Genomic DNA, 20,728 nt, shown 5'->3' on the forward strand with positions numbered 1-20,728 from the left:
CGTCTCCCTTCGTTGCCCAGCCCCGTTCGCGAGCCGCGCCGGCCACGGTCACACCTCGGAGTGGTCCGCCTTCCGCCCCTCGACGGACGATCCGTTGACGGACCGGGCTCCGTCGGCGACCGACGATCCGTTGACGGTCGGTGATCCGTTGACGGTGGACGCGTCGGTGGCGGTGCCGTCGGTGGGGACGCCGGGGTCGGTGTAGAACTGCCGTGCCCACTGCCGGTACCGACCGATGGGGCCGTCTCCCCGGGCGAGCTTCGGCTGTTCGACGTGCTCCTGGTGGTGCCACATCAGCAGGTCCGCGCCGGTGTCGACCGAGGCCACCCGTTGGGCGATGACGCTGAGCAGCCGGGCGACGGGCATCGCCGTGGCCCGGGCGGCCCGCTCGGGCAGGAACGGCAGGCCGGCCAGTTCCAGTTTGGTGCCCATCCGCAGGTGGATCCGCCCCGGGGTGGTGGGGGTGGCGTGCAGCATGACGTGCAGGTCGCCCGCGCCGTTGGGCAGCCGGGTGCGGGCCGCGATGGTGGCCAGTCCGATCACGGTGAGGGTGTAGGACTGGCGGATCTGGCGCATGACGGTGCCCCGGGCGGTGGCGGTGACGGTGCTGACCGGCTCCCCCATCACCGGTGTCCCCTCGATGACCAGGTCCCGCAGTCCGTGCAGCGCCGGGAGGTGACCCCAGTCGAAGGCGTTCTCGATGACGTCCTGCGGGTGCCCGGCGATGTCGAAGGTGTTGTGGCTGAACGGTTGCCGATCGTCCATGCCGAAGGTCGGCACCTGCCACTGCGGTGCGAGGCCGAGGGCGTGCCACCACACGTAGACCGATCCGTTGGCCTCGCAGACCGGGAACTGGCTCAGGGTCGCCTTGGGTGGCGGCAGGTCGTAGCCGGTGCGGACGCAGGCCCCGGAGGGGTCGAAGGCGAACCGGTGGAACGGGCAGACGATCTCCTCTCCGTCGAGGGTGCTGCCGACGCCCAGGTGTGCCCCGAGGTGGGGGCAGCGGGGGCGGACCGCACGCAGCAGTCCGCGGGGGGTCCGGTAGAGGACCACCTCGCCGCCCATGATCGGGCGGGTGGTGATGGTTCCGGGGCGGACCTCGTCGGAGAAGGCCACGCAGAACCACCCGTTCGGGTCGGGGCGGGTGGGCCGGTGGAGCCGGTCGGCTGGCGCGGCGGTGTGCCGGCGGATCTCGTGGTCGCGGAGCAGTTGTTTGACCAGTGGTTTCATGGTTGTTCTCCTAGTGGGCGACCGGGCAGGTGCCGGGGCCCGATCCGACGGTCGGCGGCACGGGCTGCGACGTGGTGACCGGTGGCGCGTGGGTTGCGGTGGTCTCCGTCCGGCGCTGCCGCAGCCGCAGGCGCAGCCCGCGCGAGCTGAGGCTGGTTTCCACCTTGGGCCGGAAGGGTTCGTCGCTGACCGGGGTCAGTTCCCAGCGGGCCGTCACGGCGGTGAGGGCGAGGATCGCCTCGGTGAGGGCGAACTGGTCTCCGATGCATTTGCGTGCGCCGGCGCCGAACGGGACGTAGCCGGCCCGGTCGGGTGAGGTGTCGAGCCAGCGGTCCGGGTCGAAGCGGGTCGGTTCGGCGTACAGGTCGGGTCGGCGGTGGATCAGGTAGGGGCTGAGCACGAGGGTGTCGCCGCGGCGTAGCCGTACCCCGTCGAGTTCGGCTTCGCCGGTGACGGTCCGGGTCATCATCCAGGCGGGCGGGTAGAGCCGGAGGGTTTCGGTGACCACCCGGGCCGCCAGGTCGAGTCGGGGCAGATGCTCGGGGCCGGGGAGCGCGCCGTCCAGGACGGTGTCGGTCTCGGCGTGGAGTCGGCGTTGGATGTCCGGGTGGGTGGCTATCAGGTACAGGGCCCAGGCCAGGGTGATGGCGGTGGTTTCCATGCCGCCGAGGAAGAAGGTGAGGGCCTGGTCGGCCAGTTCGGAGTCGCTGAGTTGCCGCTCGTGGTCGCGGCTTTCCACGTCGACCGCGGCGACGAGTGCGGAGAGCAGGTCGGCGTGGTCGGTGGGGTCGGCGCGGCGGGCGGCGACGATGTCGGTGATGGTGGCGAACAGCCGGGCGCGGGCCTGGTCGTAGCGTCGTTTGGCGGGGGTCGGTATCCGGCGGAGCAGGGCCGGGGTCATCATGCGGCGGAAGAAGGCGCTCACCACGGTGTTGGTGTCCGCCAGGGCCCGGCGGAGGGTTTCTGCGGGGAGGGACCCGCTGAACATCGTCTCCATGGTGGCCTGGGTGGTGAGGGTCATCATTTCCCGGGTGACGTCGAGTACCTGGCCGTCGTGCCAGGAACCGGCGGTGGCGTCGGAGGCCCGGCCGAACACTGCCGCGTAGCCGTGCAGCCGTCGGGGGTGGAACGACGGTTGGCACAGCCGTCGTTGTCGCCGGTGCAGCGGGTACGGGCAGGTGGACAAGCCGTCGCCGATGACCTCCCTGATCCGGTCGTAGATCGGGCCGCCCTTGTCGAAGGTGCGGTCGTTAACGAAGACATGCCGGGTCAGGGTCGGGTCGCAGATGAGCAGTGCGGTGGTCGGGCCCAACCGGACCCGCACCATCGTCGGATATCCGGCCAGGGAGCGGATGAAGGCCAGCGGGTCCCGCAGCAGGGGCAACGCGTGCCCGAGCAGGGGTAGTGCGCCGGGTGCCAGGGGTACCGACGCGGTGGTCGTCGTGTGCGTCGCGGTCATGGGTCACCTCGTTTTCCGGTCCGCCGTCGTCGCGCCGGGCGGCGGGCGGGTGATCTCGAGCAGGGCGGTGGTCCAGCGGAAGCCGAGGCCGAAGCTGACGACGAGGATGCGTTCGCCGACCCGTAGTGCGCCGGTGCGGAACATCCGGTCGAGGGCGAGCAGGACGTCGCACGGGCCGGCGTGGCCCAGGTGGCGGCCGAAGGTCCAGTTGGTGTCGGTGGCGCGGCGGTGCAGCGGGGGGCCGGAGAGCACCAGGTCGAGCACGGCCGAGCCGATGGCGATGGCCACCACGTGGGAGATGTCGGCGGCGGTCAGGCCGGTCTCGTCGAGGACGGTGTCGACGCAGTGGCGGGTGCGGCGTTGCAGGGTGTCGATGTGGGGCAGGAGCCCGGTCTGTTCGGCGAGGAAGCGTCGTCCGGGGCCGGCGGCGTCGTCGGGTGCACCGGCGCGGGTCAGCACCTCCAGTTGCGGTTCGGTGGCCTGGGCGGTGGCCAGTAGTCGGGCGAAGCCGGTGCCGCGGGTGAGCACGGCGGCTGCTCCGGCGTCGCCGGCGACGTAGCCGATGTCGCGGACGTGGGCCCACCGCTGGTGGGGGAAGCGGGCGGCGGCGGTGACCAGGGCCGCCGGGGCGGTGGGTTGGGCGGTCAGGTGTTCGGCGGCGGTCACCAGGGCGGCCGCGCCGCCGTCGCTGGCCGCGCCGACCTCGATGCCGGTGCTGCGGGTGGCTCCGAGGACCCGCAGCAGGTAGGGCGCGGGTGTGTAGTGGTCCTCGTCCTGGAAGGTGGCGTGGGCCAGCAGGCTCACGTCGGTGCTGGGGACGTTCGCGTGGCGTAGCGCCAGCAGGGCGGCCCGGGCGGCCATCTGGGTCGCGGTCTGCGCGGTCGAGACCGCTGCGGAGGTGAATCCGTTGGCGGCGGCCATGGACGGCCGACCGGGCGGGGTGCCGTCCCACGGGTCGTGTTCGGGTCGGATCGGGGGTATCCAGGAGCCGGTTCCGGCGATCGTGATGTCGTGCCACAGCACCGTTGTCTCCTCGGCGGTCAGGGAAGGGCCGGTTGGGGGGTGTCGGCGTGCGGCCGGATCAGCCTTCCGCTGTGGTCGGTGGCGTGCGCGCTGACCCCGGTGACGCGGGCCAGTACGTGGCCGTCGGGGGTGGATGCGGTCAGCGTGCCGTCGGCGAAGCGGCAGTGCAGCCGGATCGTCGGGTGGGCGGCGCTGAGCTGGCAGTCGTTGCCGGGTCCGCCGAGGTCCACGGTTTCGATGCCGGCCATCGGGCCGACGAGGGGTGGCCGGTCGCCGTGGGGTGGCAGGAGCAGCAGGTGCACCATGGCGTCCAGCAGGATCGCCGGTACGGTCATCCCGGCCAGGGCCGGGCCCCATGCCTGGTGGTCGAGGCGGAAGGTGGCGCTCGTACCATGGGGTCCGCGGGCGTACTCGCCGGTTCCGGCGAACGGGCCGCTGAGGGTGATCGGCAGGTCGGCGGAGTAGACCGGCATCGTGAAGTCCGGTTCGGGGCGGTGTGCCGTCTGGTCGGTCGGCGCGGGCAGTGCGGGGTGCCGGTCGGCGAGCACGACGGTCGTCTCGCAGAGCAGGTCGTTGAAGCGCAGGACCTTGCCGTTGCGGCCGATCCGGTTGGTGGTGATCCGGACCGCCACCACGGCCCGGTCCGGGGACCTGTCGGTGAGCCGGGCCTCCACCGTGATGGTGCGGGGTGGGCCGGCGGACCTGACGGTCACCGACGTGTGGCAGGCCAGGTCACGGAATCCGGTGACGGTGAGGTCGGGGCAGAGGTGTGCGGCGGCGCCGGCGGCGGCTTCGAGGGCGAAGGTGCCGGGCAGGACGTACTCTCCGTTGACGCGGTGGTGGCGCATCCAGCGGCCGTCCTGCTCGGCGAGGGTGTGTGGTTCCCAGGTCTTGGTGAACACCGCCCAGCGGTGGCCGCGCAGCAGGACACCGTCGAGCAGCGGCGTGGCCAGGGTCGGGTCGGGCGGGATGGGTGGCGGCGCGTCCGGTACGGGCAGCGGCAGCGGGCCGCTGGTGGTGTCGGTGTTGATCCCCCGCTGTCCCAACAGGACGCGTTCCTCGTCGCGGATGAAGAAGACCGCCGCCCCGTTGCCGGGTCGGGTCACCGCGTCGAGGAACTGGGCGGCGCCCTGTCTGCTGCTGATGTAGGCGTCCATCCGGTTGCGGCGCAGGGTCTCCTGCATGGCGGTGCTGCTGGCGACGCCGACCTCCCGCCAGCCGCTCCAGAGGATGGCGAGTTCGCGGTGTCCGTCGGGTGCGGTGCGGTCGGCCCAGGCGCTCGCGTACGCCAGGTATTCGTTGACGGCGCAGTAGTCGACGTCTCCGGGGGCGGGGGCGAGGGTGGCCAGGGTGCTGAAGTTGCACCAGATGCGGGGGGGCCGGCCGGTCAGGGCCCGTTTGAGGTTGCGGTAGCCGGTGGCTTTGGTGGCCCGTACCGCCCGGAAGTCGGTCAGGGTCTTCGCGTGCAGGGCCCGGGAGCGTAGGTCGAGGACGGTGTTGATGAGCAGGTCGATGCGTCCGTGCCGGTCCATGATCTCGTCGAGGACGGCGGTGGTCCGGTCCGCGTCGAGGACGTCGCCGACGCGGTGGTGGACCCGGTCGGGTCCGCACAGTTCGGTGAGCCGGTGCACGGTCCGGCGTACCTCCAGGCGGGCCTGGGCACGTTCGTAGGCGTTCCTGAGGTCCCGCAGCGACGCGTCGGGGTGTTCGCGGCGTCCGGCGGCGATGTACGCGGCCTGGGACGGCAGTTCGTCGTCGGTGTCCGGTAGCGGGGTGCGGCCGATGACGTACAGGTGGGGCCGGTCGGTGGTGCGGGCCACGGCGTCGAGGAGTTCGGGGGTGATGCCCCGGGCCCCGCCGAAGGCGACCACGACCGCGCCGGGGGGCAGGGCGGGTTCCGGTGTCTGGTGCGGGGGCTCGTCGTCGGCGACGGTGAGTTCGTACCAGTTCTGTCCGCGGCAGGCGAGGGTGTGCGTCGGTACGCGGGCGGTCGCGGCCCGGGCCAGTTGTGCCAGTGCGGTCGGGGCGTGTGGCGTGTCGGTGATCAGGGAGTTTCCGCTGCACTGCGGGACTTCGGCCCGTACGGAGCGGACGAGTCCGGTGAACAGCCCGGCGAGGGGGTGGGTCGTTGCCTGCGGTAGTGCGGTGAGCAGCACGGCGGCGAGTGATCCACCGGCCCGCAGGGCGGGCAGCGCGGCCTGGATGGTGGTGAACGCCAGGTCCTGGAGGTCCTCCAGGCGGGCGGCTTCGGTGTCGTCGGTGTCGTCGGCGGGGGTTTCGAGTCGGGTGAGGATCCGGATGTGGCGTGGCACGAACGGTAGGCCGGCCAGGGCGTCGGCGGTGGCGTCGGGCGGTACGTGGGTGGCGGCGTCGACTCCCGGCCTCGGTGACCAGATGGCGATGTCGGGGCCGGTGACGGCGGCGGCGAGGTCCGGGGTGTCGGTGACCACGATGCTCCCGGCCGGGATCGCGGGTCCGTCGGGGTCCGGTGGGGTCAGCGGCCGCAGGTGGAGGGTCTGTCGGCGGCCGATGGGCTGCTCGGCGGGTTCCGGGGCGGCCCCGTTCGGGTCGGGGCCGGTCGGTCCGGTGAACCGGATCGTGGGTGATCCGGGGGCGGCCGGTGACACGACGGTGCCGGTGCCGGTGACGACGCCCCGCAGCACCGCCAGCAGGGCGTCGAGGGCCAGGTAGGTGCGGTCGGTGCCGGCGGCGGCGGGCAGGGCGTGGGGCGGGTCGTCGGCGGTGCGCTCGGGTGTCGTGGTGAGGGTGCCCAGGATGGGTAGGCCGTGGTCCCGGGCGGTGCGGCGGCGGGCGACGGCGACGACGGCGGCGCCTTCGGCGACGGTGCGGCCCGCCGGTACGAGGGTGTCCAGGTGCGCGTCCCATCCGCTGATCGGCCGCAGGCTCACCGCGCCGACGAGGGCCAGGTCGCAGGCCCGGTGGCGGAGCTGGCGCAGGGCCAGGTCGAGGGCGCAGTGGGTGGAGTCGCGGTGGGCGTAGACGCTGGTGCCGAAGCCCCGGAAGTCGTAGTAGTTGGCGGCCCGGCCGGACAGGATGCAGGAGACGGCGCCGGTGAAGTCGTCCTCGTTGAGTTCGTCGGGAACGACGTCGCCGGCGTCGGCGAGGGCCTTGGCGAGGTACTCCCGCAGTGTCTGGGCCTGCCCGGGGTCGGGGAGCAGGTCGAATGTGGCGGCGCACTCCTGCGCGTGGACCCGCAGCGCGGCGCGGGCGTTGTGCGTCGTCGGCAGGCTCGCCCCGACCAGGATCGCGGTGCTGGGCCGCAGTGTGGTTCCCGGTTCGCCGAGGTCGGTCAGGAGCGGTCCGAGGGCTTGGAGCATCATCAGGTGGGCGGGGTCCATGTGCCGCATCGTGCGGGGTGGGATCCGCACGTCGAGGGGGGACGGTAGCGGGTAGGGGCTGCCGAAGCCGGGCTGCGGGGTGGGGCCGTCGCCGACGAGCCAGGCGGGCACCCGGTCGCGGTCAAGGCCGGGCAGGTGGGTGTTCCAGCCGACGACGACGAGGTCATCGGCGTCGGCGGTGCGGTCGATCACCGACGGTTGGTGGGCGGGTCGGGCCGTCGGTATCCGGTCGGCGAGCACCACATGGGCGTCGGCTCCGCCGAGACCGAACGAGGACACCCCGACCATCCGCGGGCGGGCTTCGTCGACCGGCCAGGGTGCGTCGGTGACCGGCACCGTGAGTCGGGTGCCGTCGCCCAGCAGCGGGTGGGGGTCGGTGACGACGGTGTGGCCGGGGATCGTGCGGTGGGCGAGGGCGACCAGCGCGTGCGCCACCGACACGAGTCCGGCCAGGACACCGGTGTGGCCGAAGACCTGTTTGTTCGACGTCAGCAGGCACGGCCGGTCGCGCTCGCCGAGTCGTGACAGCAGGGAGCGCAGTTCGACCTCGTCGCCGACGGGGGTGCCGGTGCCGTGGGCCACCACCCAGTCGACGTCTGCGGCGTCGACGCCGGCGTCGGCCCAGGCCCGGCTGATCGCCAGTTCCTGTCCCCGGGTGGCGGGCGCGTGGATGCCCTTGCCCCGGCCGTCGGCGGCGAGTCCGGTGCCGAGGACGACGCCGTGGATGTGGTCGCCGTCGGCAACCGCGCGGGCGTACGGTTTCAGGGCGAGCATGACGGCGCCCTCACCGATCAGTGTCCCGTCGGCCGCCTGGTCGAAGGGGCGGATCCGGCCGCTGGCGGTGATGCCCTGGGCCCGGCAGAAGAGGGTGAAGCCGATCGGTTCGATCACCGAGGTGCCGCCGACGAGCGCGACGTCGCAGCTTCCCTCCCGGAGGGCTTTGACGGCGGCGTCGAGGCAGAACAGTCCGGTGGCGCAGGCCGCGTCGAGGGTCAGGTGTTGGGCGTCGGGCGGGATCAGGCCGCGCAGCGCGTTACGGGACACCGAGGCGGGCAGGTAGGCCAGGGGGTTGCCGCCGTCACCGCCGTAGTGGGCGCTGATGGCGTGGTCGGCGAGTTCGGCCAGCCAGTCGTCGTCGCCGCTGCGCTGGATGGCGTCACGGATGAGGCGTCGGTACTCGTCGCCGAGGACGATGCCCTGCGTGCCGAGTCCGGTCTGGTCGTGGATGCCGGTGGTCGCGGCGAGCCACCGGTCGCCGGGCCGGCGGTGTACTCCGGTCAGGGCCTGGACGGTGCAGTGGCGCAGCCACCGGGTGGTGCGTGGCCAGCCGGGGTGTCCCAGGAACCCGTCGGGTTCGGCGACGGAGGCGGGGTCGGGGACGAACCCCTGCACGTAGCCGGCTTCCCGGATGTAGAAGCTGTCGGTGTCCGTCGCGCTGGCCGACCAGAAGTGCCGCAGGTCGAAGGCGGACGGTTCGCTGGCCAGCAGGGCGCCTTCGCGGAGCCGGTCGTAGAGGTCGGCGGGGTTGTTGGTGCCGGGCAGGACCACCCCGAGGCCGACCACCGCGATGGCGTCCGGGTCGTGTTCGGGGCCGGCCTGTGGGCTGTGCGGCTGCGGGTGGCGGACCGGGCGTGGTGTCGCGGGGGCCGGTTGCGGTTCGGCGACGGCTCCGGTGGTCGACGAGGGTGGTTCGGTGCTGTTCCCGGTGGTCGACGGGGGCGGTTCGGGTACGACGGCGGCTGCGGTGGGGGGAGGCGACGGGGTTCGGGTGGGTACGCCGACCTGCGCGGCGAGTTTGCTGTGCAGTCGTAGGCCCTGCATGCCGCCGATGCTGATGCCGCCGTCGGCCACGAGAGTCTGCCCGGTGATGAATCCGGTGTCCGGGTGCAGGAGGTGGACGAGCAGCCGGGCCGCTTCGGGGGTGGAGATGGTACGACGTGTCAGGTCGCTGGCGCGTGGCGAGTCTCCGAGCGCGGCGGCCGGGTCGTCGAGGTTGACGACGATCTCGCTGGCCACGGAGCCCAGCAGGACGGTGTTGACCCGGATGTCGTGGTCGGCCAGTTCCAGCGCCAGGTACCGGACGAGGGACTCCAGGGCAGCTTTGGTGACGCCGCCGGGACCGTAGCCGGGGACCGGCTGGTGGGCGCCGACGCTGGACAGGCAGAGAATGGCTGCTCCCGGGCGGCCGACCATCAGCTCGGCGGCCCGGCGGGAGCAGTGGTAGGCGCCCATGACGTTGGTGGACCAGGCCCGCTGCCAGTAGGTGTCGTCGACGTCGAACAGGGGCAGGAACGCGCCGCCGGCCGCGTTGTTGACGAGGAAGTCGAGGCCGCCGTGCCGCTGCCGGATCAGGTCGAACATCCGGTCGATCTCGCCGCGTTTGGCCACCGAGGCCCGGATGAACTCCGCGCTGAGGCCGGCTTCGGCCAGTTCCGTGCGCAGCAGCTCGGCCTGGTCGACGGAGTGGAAGTAGTTGACGACGACGTGTGCGCCGCAGGCGGCCAGCCGACGGACGATGTCCGCGCCGAGGCTCTTGGCCGCGCCGGTCACCAACGCGACCCGGCCGTGCAGGTCTGATGTGTCGGTCATCGGGCGGTCGCCTCCGCCTGCGCCTGGACGACGGCCTGCGCGATCCGCCGCAGGGTGCCGATGGTCAGCAGGGAGGTGTTGGCGCGCAGGTCCGGCAGGCCGTACCGGTCGGCGACCCGACCGAGCAGGGCGACCTGCTTGAGTGACTCCACGCCCAGGTCGGATTCCAGGGCGTCGTCGTCGCCGAGCAGCTCCGGCGGGTAGCCCAGGTAGTCGCCGTACAGGGCGCGGATCTCGGCCAGGACCGTCGCGTACCGCCGGTCGGCGTCCGGTGCGGGCTCGGGTGGGTCGACCGTCACCGGGGAGGCCGGGGTCACCGGCGTCGGCGGCGTCAGGACGGACGGCGCAGCCGGGACGACCGGGGTGGTTCTCGCTACGGGTGGCGGTGCCACCACGTCGGGGGCCGGGACAGGTGGCGCAGGCGCTACGGGTGGCGGGGACACCGGGACACGCAGGGGTGCCGGCGTCCGCACCGGGGGTGGGGCGGTGTCGGTACGGCTGGCGACCAGGGCCCGGACGGCCGCGACCGGGTCGTGCTCGCTCAGCGGTACGACCGCCTGGACGCCCGGGACCGACGCCTCGACGAACCGGGTGACGACCGGCCACTCCCCGCATTCGATGAACGTGTCCGCGCCGGCGGCGTGCAGGGCGCGGACCGTGTGCAGCATCCGGACCTGGGCGGTGAGTGCGCCGGCCACCAGCTCGACCGGGTCCTCGTCGCCGATGTCCCGGCCGAGCCAGGGTGAGGACACCCGCCACCGTCCGCCGCCGTAGGAGACGCGGGGCGCGGAGGCCCGCAGGTCCCGGGCGGCCTGCGCGACCGCCGGGGTGTGGGTGGGGTGTGGGACGTCGAGGCGGACGCTGGGCCAGCCGAGCGCCTCGGCCACCCGTTCGGCCTCGTCGATCTGTTGTCTCGGTCCGCTGAGGACACTCTGTCGGGGGGTGTTTTCGCAGGCCAACACCAGGTGTGGGTGGCCGATCAGCCCGGCGAGTGACTCCGCCCGGCGGCCGTCGACCCCGACGGCGAGCATCGTGCCCGGCCATGCCTGCCGGGTCAGTGCCCGGGACCGGGCCACCGCCAGGCGTGCGGCGTCGCCCACCGAGACGTGTCCGGCGACGGCCAGGGCCCACAGTTCGCCGATGCTCTGTCCCACGATCGCCACCGGTTCGACGCCCTCGGCGACGAGCAGGTGGTACGTGGCGAGGCTGACCGCGAAGATCTCCAGGTAGTGCACCTCGGGGCTGTAGGGGCGTTCGCCGGCAGCGTCCTCGATCAGGCGGGTGCTGATGTCGGGCAGCCCCAACTCGCGGGCCGCCTTGTCGATCAGGGTCAGCGCCTCACGGACCGTTTCGTAGCGGTTGTGCAGGTCGCGCAGGGTGCCCGTACGGGGGGCAGCCACCGTGCCGGGCATGACGAAGACAGAATCCACCATGTGCGTCACCCTCGTTTCCATCCCGGTGGTCGGGCTGTGGTGCGCCGTGCCGGCGCAGGACAATCGACGACGTGCGAGGCGGTCCGGGTGCGGTCTCCCCCGGCCCACGCCGCCCGGCCGGGGCAGGCTCCCCGCCGGCTACTCGGCGATGCGGGACCGGTACGCCCAGCGGAAGACGAGCGGCTCGGTGTCGCTGTCGTCGGGGCGTTCGAAGTGCTCGTAGCCACCGTTGTGCGGGATCTTCACCTTCGGCGCGTCCGGTGAGATCCACTGGCTGCGTAGCTCGGGTGGCAGGCTCGCCGGGCCGCCTTCGAGTGCGATCTGGATGGTGGCGTGGGGGGCTGTGGTGTCGTCCGGCTGGGCGGGGACGGTCATGCGGATAGCTTCCCCGGGCCGGACGAATGAGACATGCGTCAGCTGACGCAGAAAACCGCCTGAAGGTCGGCGAGTCATCCGTCATCGGGCGCCGGCGTTGCGCAGCACCTCCCGGGCGATCTGGTTGCGGCTTTGCAGCCCGAGCTTGTGCAGGGCGCGGGAGATGTGCGTCTGGACCGTGCGGCGGGTCAGGAGCATCGTGGCGGCGATCTCCGGCGTGGAGCGGCCCTCGGCGACGAGCACGGCGACGCGCCGCTCGGTGGCGGTGAGTGCCGCCCAGCCCGACACCGGACGGGGCGCGCGGGGGCCGCTGACTCCCCGGCGTACTCCCCTGCCCCGTAGCCGCGCCTCGGTGCGACGGACGTCCCAGGTCGCGCCCATGCGGCTGTACAGGCCGATCGCCTCGGTGGCGGCCGCCCGGCACTCGTCGGTCGCGCCGTGGCCGGCCAGCACCACCGCGAGGTCTTCGAGGGTCGCCGCCAACTCGGTCCTGGGGCCGGCTGACCGGTAGTGCTGCACGGCTGTACGCAGCGGCCCAGGGTCCTCGGTGGCCAGGCCCATGCAGCGTTGCCGCATGGTTGCGGCCCGCCCCGGTGTCTTCTCGGCCTCGGTCCACAGGCGCGTCAGGTCGAGGGTGGCCGTCACGGTCGAGGTGTCCGTGCAGGCCGACGCCATCCGGATGAGGTCCGCGAACCACGGATGGTGGGGGCCTGTTCCGGTGTCGGGGCGGTGCTGCAGCATGGTGGCGAGCAGTGCGGCACCCCGTTCCGGTTCACCCTGCTGTTCGGCGCGTACGGCCCGGGCCGCGAGGAGGAACCCCTCGCCGTCCTCGTCGGTGCTGCGGTCGGCCGGCACGTCCGGGTGGGAGTGCAGGTGGGTTTCGGCGAGCGCGCGGTCGTCGCGCCGGACGGCGATCAACGCGGTGACGCCCCGTCGTAGCAGTGCGGGTCCCCCGCGGTGCAGGCCCGGATAGAACGGGCCGCAGGGGTCGTCCGCGACCGGGGTCAGCGCCGTCAGTGCCTCGTCCCAGCGGCCGACCCAGTAGTGCAGCATCGCCTCGGTGACGCCGATGGACCCGGCGGCGATGTCGTGGGCCCGGCGGCGCATTTCCCGGGACAGTCGCAGCACCCTTTCGGCCTCGCGCCAACGGGCCATGTTCTGCAGGCTCACGACGCGGCAGTGCAGGGCGAACATCTCCAGTTCCGGGTGGCCGGGGTGACCGACGAGGGCGGTGAGCGCCTGTTCGGCGTGCCGGAGTGCGGCCGGGTGGTCACGCCGGTCGGAGCGGGTGAGGGAGAGCACGACGCTGGCGCCGGCGATCGCGCAGTCGTCGCCGCAGCGGCGGCCGGCGTCGAGGGCCTCGCCGGCGAGGGTTTCGGCTTCGCTAGACCCGCCGGTGCCGGCCCGGCTGATCAGGGCCAGCGTGCCCAGGAGGCGTCCGCGCCACGGTTCGGGTATCGCCGCCCGTCGGGTGAGCGCCTGTCGCAGGATCAGTTCGGCCTCGTCGGTCTTCCCGCTGTTGTTGAGCGCGCGGATCAGCAGCCAGTGCAGCTCGCCGTGCGCGTCCAGTCCGGTGGACGACGCGAGGGCCTCGCGGGCGCGGTCGGCGGCCTCCTCCCACCGGCCGAGCAGTTGCAGCGCGCGGGCCAGTGCGACGCTCAGCGCGGCCCGGTGCGGGTCGTCTGCGGGAAGGTGTCCGAGCTGGGTGCGCAGCAGCCGGACCGTGAGTGCCGGGTCGGCGTGCGTCAACGCGGGGGCGGATCGCTGGAGCCAGTCGGGCACCCACCGGTTCTCGACGCCGCCCGCCGCTTCCAGTTGGTGTGCCACGGTGAGCGGTTCGGCGGCTGCGGCGGCCAGCTCCCGGGCCAGGTCGAGGTGCAGCGCCCGGCGTAGCGGCAGCGCGACGGCGTCGTGCAGGGCTTGGCGGATCAACGGGTGGCAGAAGGTCATCCGCTGTCCGGAGCCGGCGAGGATGCGGGCTGCGACGGCTCTTTGCACCACGTCGGCGAGGGCCCGCACCGGGCGGCCCAGCACGACGCTGAGGTCGGTGACGGTGAACTCGGTGCCGAGCAGTGCGGCGGTCCGCAACACGTCCCCGGCGTCCGGCACCAGACCGAGCCGGCTGGTCAACGCGGCGGTGAGGGCCGGGGGTATCCGGTCGTCGTCGTCACGCAGGTCCGCGTGTCCCGCCACGACCTGGACCAGGTCCTCCCGGGCCAGGACGGCGGCCAGCTCGTGCAGGTAGAGCGGGTTGCCGACCGCTGCGCCCGACCACCGGCTGAGGGTCGGGCCGGGTGGCGCTCCGAGTAGGCCGGTCAGCAGCTGCGCGACCTGCGTTTCGTCAAGCGGTGTGAGGCTCAGCAGGTGCTCGTGGCCCCGGCCGGCGCTGACCGGGGTGCGGGTGGGACGGGACGGGTCCTGACGGTGTGCGGCGACCAGAAGCAGGGGCAGATGTTCGGCGCTGGCGGCCAGGCGCCGCCAGACCACGGTCGACGGCTCGTCCATCCAGTGTGCGTCATCGACGATCAGGACGGTCGGGCCCGCCGCGCAGAGGTCGTCGACGAGGGAGACCAGCATGTCGGCCACGGCGGCCAGGGCCGACCCGGTGGCGGGGAAGACCGGCGGTCGGCCGAGCAGGGTCTGGGTGATGTCCGCCCGGGACGGATCGTCCGGCCGTTGGCGGACGCCGAGACAGGCGAGTAGAACGCTCAGTGGTGACTGGTGGGAGAGTTGGTCGGCGACGGCGTGGAACACCTGGTGGCCGCGATCGGCTGCGGCTTGGGCGATGATGGTGAGCAGCAGGGTCTTGCCGATACCCGGCTCACCGACCAGCCGGAGCGCCGAACCGGTCCCCCGCGCCAGCCGGGTCAACGCTGTCTGCGTGAGGCTCAGCTCACGCTCTCGCCCGACCCATACCTCGGACCCGGATTCCGGGCCTATTCTCAGCATTCCCATCGAAGGTGAATTGCCGCCGAAGGTCTCTCCGGCGACGGACATCCTTTTCCCCGCTGAGCCGAAATCCATCACATCGTATCGCCTGGAAATCAGCTCTATGGTGGCCGCTGGACCGCGCCACAATGCACTGGCAGGTGCCCTGGACCGCCCTCCGCCAGATCAAATAATAGTCTGATATTGCGAGTGCAACACCGCATGATGAGCCATCATCATGGGAAATGGTCGGAAAATCAAGGGAGGTTCGGCGGATTCACCGCAGGCCACTTCGCAGGAGCACCAGCGGGGAGAGCGCCGGATCGCACAATACGTTTCGGTCAGGTTAATTTATGTTGGTCGGTGGATGCCTCGACGGCGGACAGACGCAGCCACGCCGCCGGTCAGGCCGCCACCGCACCCCGAAGGACGCGAGGCTGACAGGGTGAATTCACATCGTCATCGCGAGGGGATTGCCGAATTCCTGCCCGCCTTCGCATCAAGTCCGGCGAGGTCGCCGAATCAGCACGCCAATCACCACCTCGAAAGAGACTTGATCTCCCAAGGTCGAGTTCGATGCTACAACGCCGCCCGCCGAATCCGATAGCCCTGAGTGAATCTTCACCTACCTTCGGTAACGGGTCGGTGATGCTCGATGTGCCCCGCCGACCGCGCGGCGAGGAACGTGGCCGGTCCGGGCGACAGGCGGTCAGGAGGTGCAGAACGGTGCCGGCCGGGTCAGGCCGAGTTCCCTACACTCCCATTCGGTGCCCTGTTCCTGGTACCGCCACCCCGCCTCGGCCGTGTAGTGGAACAGGTAGCGGATGTCGCCGCCCGCCGGCCGCTTCACCTCGGCTGCCGCCCACGTCTGCGCGCACTGCACACCGGTGGACGCGAAGGACCAGCCGGTCGGCAGTTCGACCAGGTCCCCGAGGGTGTCGATCGATGGACAGTCGGGTTGCCCGGGGTCGGCTGCGGGAGGCGCCGACGGGCCGGGCCGGTGGTTGACGGCGAAGGCGACCGTACCGCCGACGGCGAACACCAACGCTGCGGCTGCGGCGCCGGTGGTGATGGTCGCCCGCCGTCGCAACTGCCGGGACCTGCGCAGGGTCCCCTCGTACAGGTCGGCGCTGCCGCCGTGCTCGCTCAGCTCGGACAGGGCCTGACGCAGCGGCCCGAGGTCGTCGGTCATCAGGCCTCCTCCATCACGGCCGAGAGCAGCTCGGGCGCGAGCTCCCGCATCCGGGCCAACGCCTTGCTGGTCTGACTCTTGATCGTGCCGACCGAGCACTGCAACAGCTGCGCGGCCTCGGCCTCGCTGCGGTCCTCGAAGAAGCGGATCACCAGCACCGCGCGCTGCCGTGGGGTGAGCCGGGCGAGCGCCTGGTGCAGGGCGAGCTTGAGATCGGTACGGCCGGCGTGGTCACTGCCGGGCTGGGCCACGTCGGCCAGTTCCCCGGGAAGGGACTCGGCCACCCTGCGCCGCCGCCACCAGCTCACCTGCTGGTGGTACATCGCGGTACGGGTGTACGCCTCGAAGTGCCCCGGGTCGTGCAGCCGCCGCCGGCCCCGGTGGGTCCGGGCCAGTGCGTCCTGCACGAGATCCTCGGCGAGGTGCCGATCGCCGGTCAGCAGGAACGCCGTCCGGAGCAGAGCCGGCGAGCGGGTCCGGACGAACTCCCGGAACTGGTCGTCGATCGAGTCCGCCATGCCCCGCTCGCATCCCCCGACGTGCCGGCACAGGTTGTCAGGGCACGACGGCGTCGGTGCGGCCGGCTGACTGTGGCGCACACCGTAGCCAGCGTGCGCCACAGCACGCAAACCCGGCCCCTGCGGTCAGCCGGAGATGCAGAACGGTGCCGGCTCGGTGAGGCCGAGGTCCCTGCAGTCGTATCCGCTGCCCTCGCCGTAGTACTTCCAGCCCGTACCGGCCGTGTGGTGGAACAGGTAGACGCCGTCACCGGTCTTCGGGCCCTGCGGGACGGCTCCCGCCCAGCCCTTCACACACTCGACGCGGCCGAAGGTCATCCCCTTCGGCAGCTCGATCAGCTTCTGCAGGTCGGTCCCTGAGGGACAGTCGGCGCTCGTGACACCCCCGGCGGCCCTGGCGGTGACGGTGGGCCTGGTGGCGGGGGCGCCGTCCGTCGGGGCAGCCGTGGCCGGCGCGGATACGGCCGGACTGGCGCTGGGTGCCGCCGTGGCAGTCGCAGCGGGCGCGGATGCGGTCGCGTCGGCCCGGGGCGCCTCCGTGGCGGAACAGGCGGGTACGAACAGGACGGCGGCAGCGGGAAGCAGCAGGAAGCGACGTGCAGACATTTCCGGACCCCTATGGATCGTGGTGATCGTTGCGTACATCCGGGTACATGCGATCCACCGCCGGCAGGTTGCCGTCGATCGGAACTTTTTGTCGGGAGACGTCGGTGACGGTGCGTCGACCGTTGATCCTGCTCTCGCTGTCGTAGCCGCAGGAGCCACGGTGCGGGGTGTCCGTGTCCGCAGCCCGGCCGGATAATGACCCTGGCAGCGGCTCGCGCGGCAGTCACGCGCCCGGCCTCCGCCCAGCGATACGCTGGCGATCGTGTGCGATCAGGGTCTGCAGGACAGCGGCGTGGTGGAGACCTGGCATCCGGACGAAGGTTGGGGAACCATCGCCCTCGATCACACTGAGCTGATCGTCTGGGTGCACTTCAGCCACATCGTCGCGGGGCCCACCGAATACCGAAGCCTGACGCCGGGTCAGCGAGTGCGTTGCCGCTACGAAGTCCCAGGCCAGGACGGCTACCCCGCCCGAGCTGTCGACGTCGCCACCCGCTGAGCCGGCGCGACGTGCCAGCAGGGCTACCGGAACGACCTGTCGGTAACGCCGGCAGCCCCAGGATGGCGTCCACCGCCGTTCGTCGGTCGACCGAAGCCGGCCGGATGGCCGGTCACGGCAGCGGGTCCGACCTGATCCTGCGCGTCCACCGGTGCGCCAACCTGAGCACGCCCCGCGACAGATCCGGTCTTTCGATGCGTGGTACCCCATTGTGCAAGGACGTTCGGGATGTCGCTGCCGGCCCGGCCCCTGCCAGTAGTCCGGCAACCCTCCGATGAATCCTGACAGCGACGGTCGAGCCGCCAGAACTTACACCGGTCGATAATCGATCTCAACTGATCCGGCCTTTGGGCGGGATAAACTGTGTCGTCACAGGCGACCGTCAAAGCACCCGGTGCCGGGGAGGACACGATGACACCTCGACCGTGTACGGACGGCACGTTCCAACATCTGTCGGTGGATCTCGCTCTCGAACGCGCCGGGGAATACGGGTCTCGGGGGTTCACGCTGTGTTCGACTCCGGGGCGTCCGGTCTGGGGCGATGACCAGTGCGCGATCGACCTCGCCTACGAGATGTACCGCAGCGACACGCACGTGAACATCACCGCGTTGCCGTCGTGTGTGGAGTGCCTGCGGGTGGCGGAGTTGTTGAAGGATCCCGATTCGGCACCGCCGCTGCATCGGAGGCCTCCCCCACCGGACTTTGCTTCGGGGTTCACCGGCGACGAGATCCGGATCGCCCTGCGCACCGACATCGCCACCGGTGCCTCGCCCGGCCAGGGGGCCGCCGTACATCTGCTGACCTTCACGGCGCTCCCCGACCAGCCGGGCTTCGGCGACCTCGTGCGGATCCTGGATCTGTTGTGGGACGACGAGGTCGTGCGGATGGGACGGGTCACCGATTGGGCGGCAGTGGTCGGATTCGCGGCGACCGCCGCCGTGCCGGACCGTGACCGGCACATGGCCGCAGTTGCCGCGAGTCTCGCCGGCGGACCACCGGCCGACCTCGGAGCCGCCACCAGCTCCGTCGACGACCCGACGGCGGCCCGTCGGATGGTCGAGGCGATCGCGATCGCCACGGGCCACGGCGACCGGTGGAGGCTCACAGAGGTACCCGCCCCGAGCGCCTACGCGTAACCACTGTCGGATGCCCTGCGGGCCGCCACGGAAGGCGTCGGGTGGCTGCCGCACAGGCAGGGATCCTCATCCGATCGCCCACCGCCAGGCGGAGGGGCTCACGTGGAGGCCTCCGCCGTGCTTCGACCCGGCGGTGCACGCCGACCGCAACGTCGTCGGCGCCGCTTGAGCGAGCGCAGCTGAGTACGCCGACTCATGCCTGGTCGGGTCGGGCCGTCCACGCTGGACCGGATGACGTCTGACGGGGTCGGCGCGGGTCGACGGGGTGGCCCGATCGTAGGCCTGGTGGTCCTGCTCTGGGTCGGCGGGCTGATCGCGGCAGCCGCCTGGTGGGTGAGCATCGCTCTCGAGCTGTGGAACGTCAACAACGGCGACCAGCCCGGCACGCTCGCTGACCTCAGATACCGGGCGAGTCTGGCCCTGTTCGTCGCCATGGTGGTGGCGGTCGCCGGGCCAGCGATCGTCGCGCTCGTCGCGTACCGGCTACGGCTGGTCCGCACCGCTGTCGTCTTCCTGGTGCTGGCTGTCGTGATCGCCGTGCCCGCCCTGCCGTTCGCCGTGCGCGTCGGCCATGACCTCACTCCGGTGCCGAGAACGACGCCCGTCGCGCCGGAGCACTGTGTGGAGTACAGCGGGGGCGACAACCGCTGTCCGGGCGGCTGACGGGAGCGGTTGCGTCGGACCGTCATGCCATGATGCCGTTCACCTCGACGGCATGGAACACGGCGGGATGGTCACGGTGACGGTTCGGGATGACACAACGATGGGCGGGGCTGCCGGTCAGTGGCCGTTGGCCTGCCCGCCCGGGCTCACCGCGCGGCGGTTCACCCCATGACCGGCTGGGCGCGACTGCACGTCAGCTACTGCCAGTACGAGGTGGTCACCCTGCCCGGCGGGGACGGCATGCCGATCTACACCGTCGGTGATGACCTCCTGCACGTGGGCGGGCCGAATCACGTCACCGGCTTCTGCGGCATCCACACGGGTGAGATCGAGGCACGCCTGCGGGTGCTGTCCGGCCCGCCGGCGGAGGTCGACGCCGGTTGGGACGCGATCAGTGAGGCTACCCTCTGGAGTCCCAGCGGCCGGTTGTCGGTGGTCGGCCTGATGAGCGGTTCCGCGGAGAACCTCGACGACGTCGCCGTGCCGCGCGGGCTGATCCGCGTACGGGTGCACGCCCGCCGCCGCCTGCACGAGGGGGTACGCACCGACGACGACCCGCCCGAGCAGCACGAGCTGCATGTGTGGGCGGTGAGCGAGCAGACGCCGTGCCGCACGGTACTGGCCGACCCGACGGCACGCCGTTGGGAGCAGAAGCCGGCGGAGGCGGCCGAGTGGGCGATGCTGTCCCTGGTGCCGCGTCCGTCCACCCGGCCGGCGGGGATGCCGCCACGTCCACCCGACCCGTACGAGGACGACACCGGACTCGCCCGGGTGACGGTGGTCCGCCACCGGCCCGCACCGGTGGCCCTGCCGGTGGGCGTGCTGCCCGTCGGTGACCTGGAGGTGCGCCTGGACCGGGTCGACGCGGAAACCTTCAGGTGGTCGTGGGCGACCGCCGATTCACCGCTCTTCCCCGACCCGCTGACCACCGTGCCGGACGACGAGCCCAGCACGGTACGGCTGACCACCGGGCCCGACGGCGTCACGCTGCGGCATGAGGGGGTACGGGGCCGGCACGCCGTGGCCCTCGGCCTGATCTGGGACCACCTGCTCGACGGCACCGGGACACTCCCCTGGACGGAGACCCTGCGGGGACAGGCCGCCGAGGCGACCGCACAGGCCGAGAAGCTCCGCCGGCTCCGGGCCGAACGGGAGGCCGAACGTTGGGGAGGCGCTCCCCCATCGGATCGTGTCCGCAAACTCCTCGGACACGCGCAGTCCCTGGCACGGATCGACCGCCGGTTGCTCGACCGCATCGAGGCGCTGCCCGCCGATCGCCAGCGGGAGATGGCCTGCTGGGCGGCCCGCCGCGCGATGCGGGTGGCCGGGCTGGAGCAGATCGGCTGGATCGCCGATGCTCTCGCCGCCGCCGAGGCCGGTCGTCCACTGCCCCGCGCCTTCACCGAGCAGCACGGTGCCGCCGCGACCCGCCGTCTGTTGTCGGACCCTGAGGTGCCCCGTACCGTCATTCCCCTCGCGCCGAACCCGGCGGTGTACGGCACACTCCGCGTCACCGGGATGCTCCAACAGGCTGTCGCATTCCCCGCCCTGGTCGCGTTGGCCGAGCACGACCCGCTGGCCGCCGCGATCGACGCCGTCCGCGACGCGGCGATCGCCCACGGCGAAGACCTCGACCGCTTCCTCACCGAGGCCCACGCCGCTCTACCCTGAAGCGACCCACAGACATGTGGTCGACCGGCGCGGAACGACGTGATGA

At 72.1% G+C, this 20,728-nt stretch carries 14 protein-coding genes; 4 read left to right on the top strand and 10 right to left on the bottom strand.

Annotation, left to right across the window (positions count from 1 at the left end; genetic code table 11):
• Nucleotides 1-48: 48 nt before the first annotated feature.
• The 10 genes from ACN265_RS17870 to ACN265_RS17915 all read right to left on the bottom strand — a co-directional run bounded on the left by ACN265_RS17870 (nt 49) and on the right by ACN265_RS17915 (nt 16,424).
• Nucleotides 49-1,230, bottom strand: coding sequence for a Rieske 2Fe-2S domain-containing protein (locus tag ACN265_RS17870; protein WP_421408608.1), 1,182 nt, complete (start codon nt 1,228-1,230; stop codon nt 49-51).
• Between the two features lie 10 nt (nt 1,231-1,240).
• Entirely contained in the window at nt 1,241-2,689 is a 1,449-nt protein-coding gene (locus tag ACN265_RS17875) for a cytochrome P450 (RefSeq protein ID WP_357933534.1), read from the bottom strand.
• A gap of 3 nt (nt 2,690-2,692) precedes the next feature.
• The gene (locus ACN265_RS17880; protein ID WP_377681861.1) at nt 2,693-3,712 is read right to left on the bottom strand and encodes a 3-oxoacyl-[acyl-carrier-protein] synthase III C-terminal domain-containing protein; all 1,020 of its coding nucleotides are present in this window, start codon (nt 3,710-3,712) and stop codon (nt 2,693-2,695) included.
• A gap of 17 nt (nt 3,713-3,729) precedes the next feature.
• Entirely contained in the window at nt 3,730-9,660 is a 5,931-nt protein-coding gene (locus ACN265_RS17885; RefSeq protein ID WP_421408609.1) for an SDR family oxidoreductase, read from the bottom strand.
• A complete protein-coding gene (locus tag ACN265_RS17890; RefSeq protein WP_421408610.1) occupies nt 9,657-11,093 on the bottom strand; it encodes an acyltransferase domain-containing protein in 1,437 nt (478 codons plus the stop codon). Before ACN265_RS17890 ends, ACN265_RS17885 begins: the two co-directional genes overlap by 4 nt.
• Before the next feature lie 138 nt (nt 11,094-11,231).
• The gene (locus ACN265_RS17895; protein WP_204925068.1) at nt 11,232-11,468 is read right to left on the bottom strand and encodes a DUF5988 family protein; all 237 of its coding nucleotides are present in this window, start codon (nt 11,466-11,468) and stop codon (nt 11,232-11,234) included.
• A gap of 81 nt (nt 11,469-11,549) precedes the next feature.
• A complete protein-coding gene (locus ACN265_RS17900; RefSeq protein ID WP_421408611.1) occupies nt 11,550-14,492 on the bottom strand; it encodes a helix-turn-helix transcriptional regulator in 2,943 nt (980 codons plus the stop codon).
• A 613-nt stretch (nt 14,493-15,105) separates the two neighbouring features.
• Entirely contained in the window at nt 15,106-15,588 is a 483-nt protein-coding gene (locus ACN265_RS17905) for a hypothetical protein (protein WP_421408612.1), read from the bottom strand.
• A complete protein-coding gene (locus ACN265_RS17910; protein ID WP_420115575.1) occupies nt 15,588-16,106 on the bottom strand; it encodes a SigE family RNA polymerase sigma factor in 519 nt (172 codons plus the stop codon). Before ACN265_RS17910 ends, ACN265_RS17905 begins: the two co-directional genes overlap by 1 nt.
• Before the next feature lie 126 nt (nt 16,107-16,232).
• Nucleotides 16,233-16,424: a hypothetical protein gene (locus ACN265_RS17915; RefSeq protein ID WP_421408613.1), complete on the bottom strand. Its 192-nt coding sequence runs from the start codon at nt 16,422-16,424 to the stop codon at nt 16,233-16,235.
• Nucleotides 16,425-16,974: 550 nt separating this feature from the next.
• On the opposite strand from ACN265_RS17915, the gene ACN265_RS17920 reads away from it, so the two are divergent.
• From ACN265_RS17920 to ACN265_RS17935, 4 genes are all read left to right on the top strand, one after another.
• On the top strand, nt 16,975-17,211 hold the full coding sequence (locus ACN265_RS17920; protein WP_421408614.1) for a cold shock domain-containing protein: 237 nt from the start codon (nt 16,975-16,977) through the stop codon (nt 17,209-17,211).
• A 456-nt stretch (nt 17,212-17,667) separates the two neighbouring features.
• Entirely contained in the window at nt 17,668-18,348 is a 681-nt protein-coding gene (locus ACN265_RS17925) for a hypothetical protein (protein WP_421408615.1), read from the top strand.
• Nucleotides 18,349-18,579: 231 nt separating this feature from the next.
• On the top strand, nt 18,580-19,011 hold the full coding sequence (locus ACN265_RS17930; RefSeq protein WP_420115571.1) for a hypothetical protein: 432 nt from the start codon (nt 18,580-18,582) through the stop codon (nt 19,009-19,011).
• Nucleotides 19,012-19,179: 168 nt separating this feature from the next.
• Nucleotides 19,180-20,682 (top strand): hypothetical protein, encoded by a 1,503-nt coding sequence (locus tag ACN265_RS17935; RefSeq protein ID WP_421408616.1) that lies wholly within the window; start codon nt 19,180-19,182, stop codon nt 20,680-20,682.
• The last annotated feature ends 46 nt before the right edge of the window (nt 20,683-20,728 follow it).

It is taken from the genome of Micromonospora sp. WMMD730 (genome assembly GCF_049178955.1).
Classification (GTDB): domain Bacteria; phylum Actinomycetota; class Actinomycetes; order Mycobacteriales; family Micromonosporaceae; genus Micromonospora; species Micromonospora wenchangensis.

Coding starts and splice junctions, on each gene's coding strand:
- ACN265_RS17895 (WP_204925068.1), bottom strand. CDS start 11,468: ATGACCGTCCCCGCCCAGCCGGACGACACCACAGCCCCCCACGCCACC.
- ACN265_RS17930 (WP_420115571.1), top strand. CDS start 18,580: ATGACGTCTGACGGGGTCGGCGCGGGTCGACGGGGTGGCCCGATCGTA.
- ACN265_RS17900 (WP_421408611.1), bottom strand. CDS start 14,492: ATGGATTTCGGCTCAGCGGGGAAAAGGATGTCCGTCGCCGGAGAGACC.
- ACN265_RS17875 (WP_357933534.1), bottom strand. CDS start 2,689: ATGACCGCGACGCACACGACGACCACCGCGTCGGTACCCCTGGCACCC.
- ACN265_RS17890 (WP_421408610.1), bottom strand. CDS start 11,093: ATGGTGGATTCTGTCTTCGTCATGCCCGGCACGGTGGCTGCCCCCCGT.
- ACN265_RS17905 (WP_421408612.1), bottom strand. CDS start 15,588: ATGACCGACGACCTCGGGCCGCTGCGTCAGGCCCTGTCCGAGCTGAGC.
- ACN265_RS17870 (WP_421408608.1), bottom strand. CDS start 1,230: ATGAAACCACTGGTCAAACAACTGCTCCGCGACCACGAGATCCGCCGG.
- ACN265_RS17915 (WP_421408613.1), bottom strand. CDS start 16,424: ATGACCTTCGGCCGCGTCGAGTGTGTGAAGGGCTGGGCGGGAGCCGTC.
- ACN265_RS17935 (WP_421408616.1), top strand. CDS start 19,180: ATGACCGGCTGGGCGCGACTGCACGTCAGCTACTGCCAGTACGAGGTG.
- ACN265_RS17910 (WP_420115575.1), bottom strand. CDS start 16,106: ATGGCGGACTCGATCGACGACCAGTTCCGGGAGTTCGTCCGGACCCGC.
- ACN265_RS17885 (WP_421408609.1), bottom strand. CDS start 9,660: ATGACCGACACATCAGACCTGCACGGCCGGGTCGCGTTGGTGACCGGC.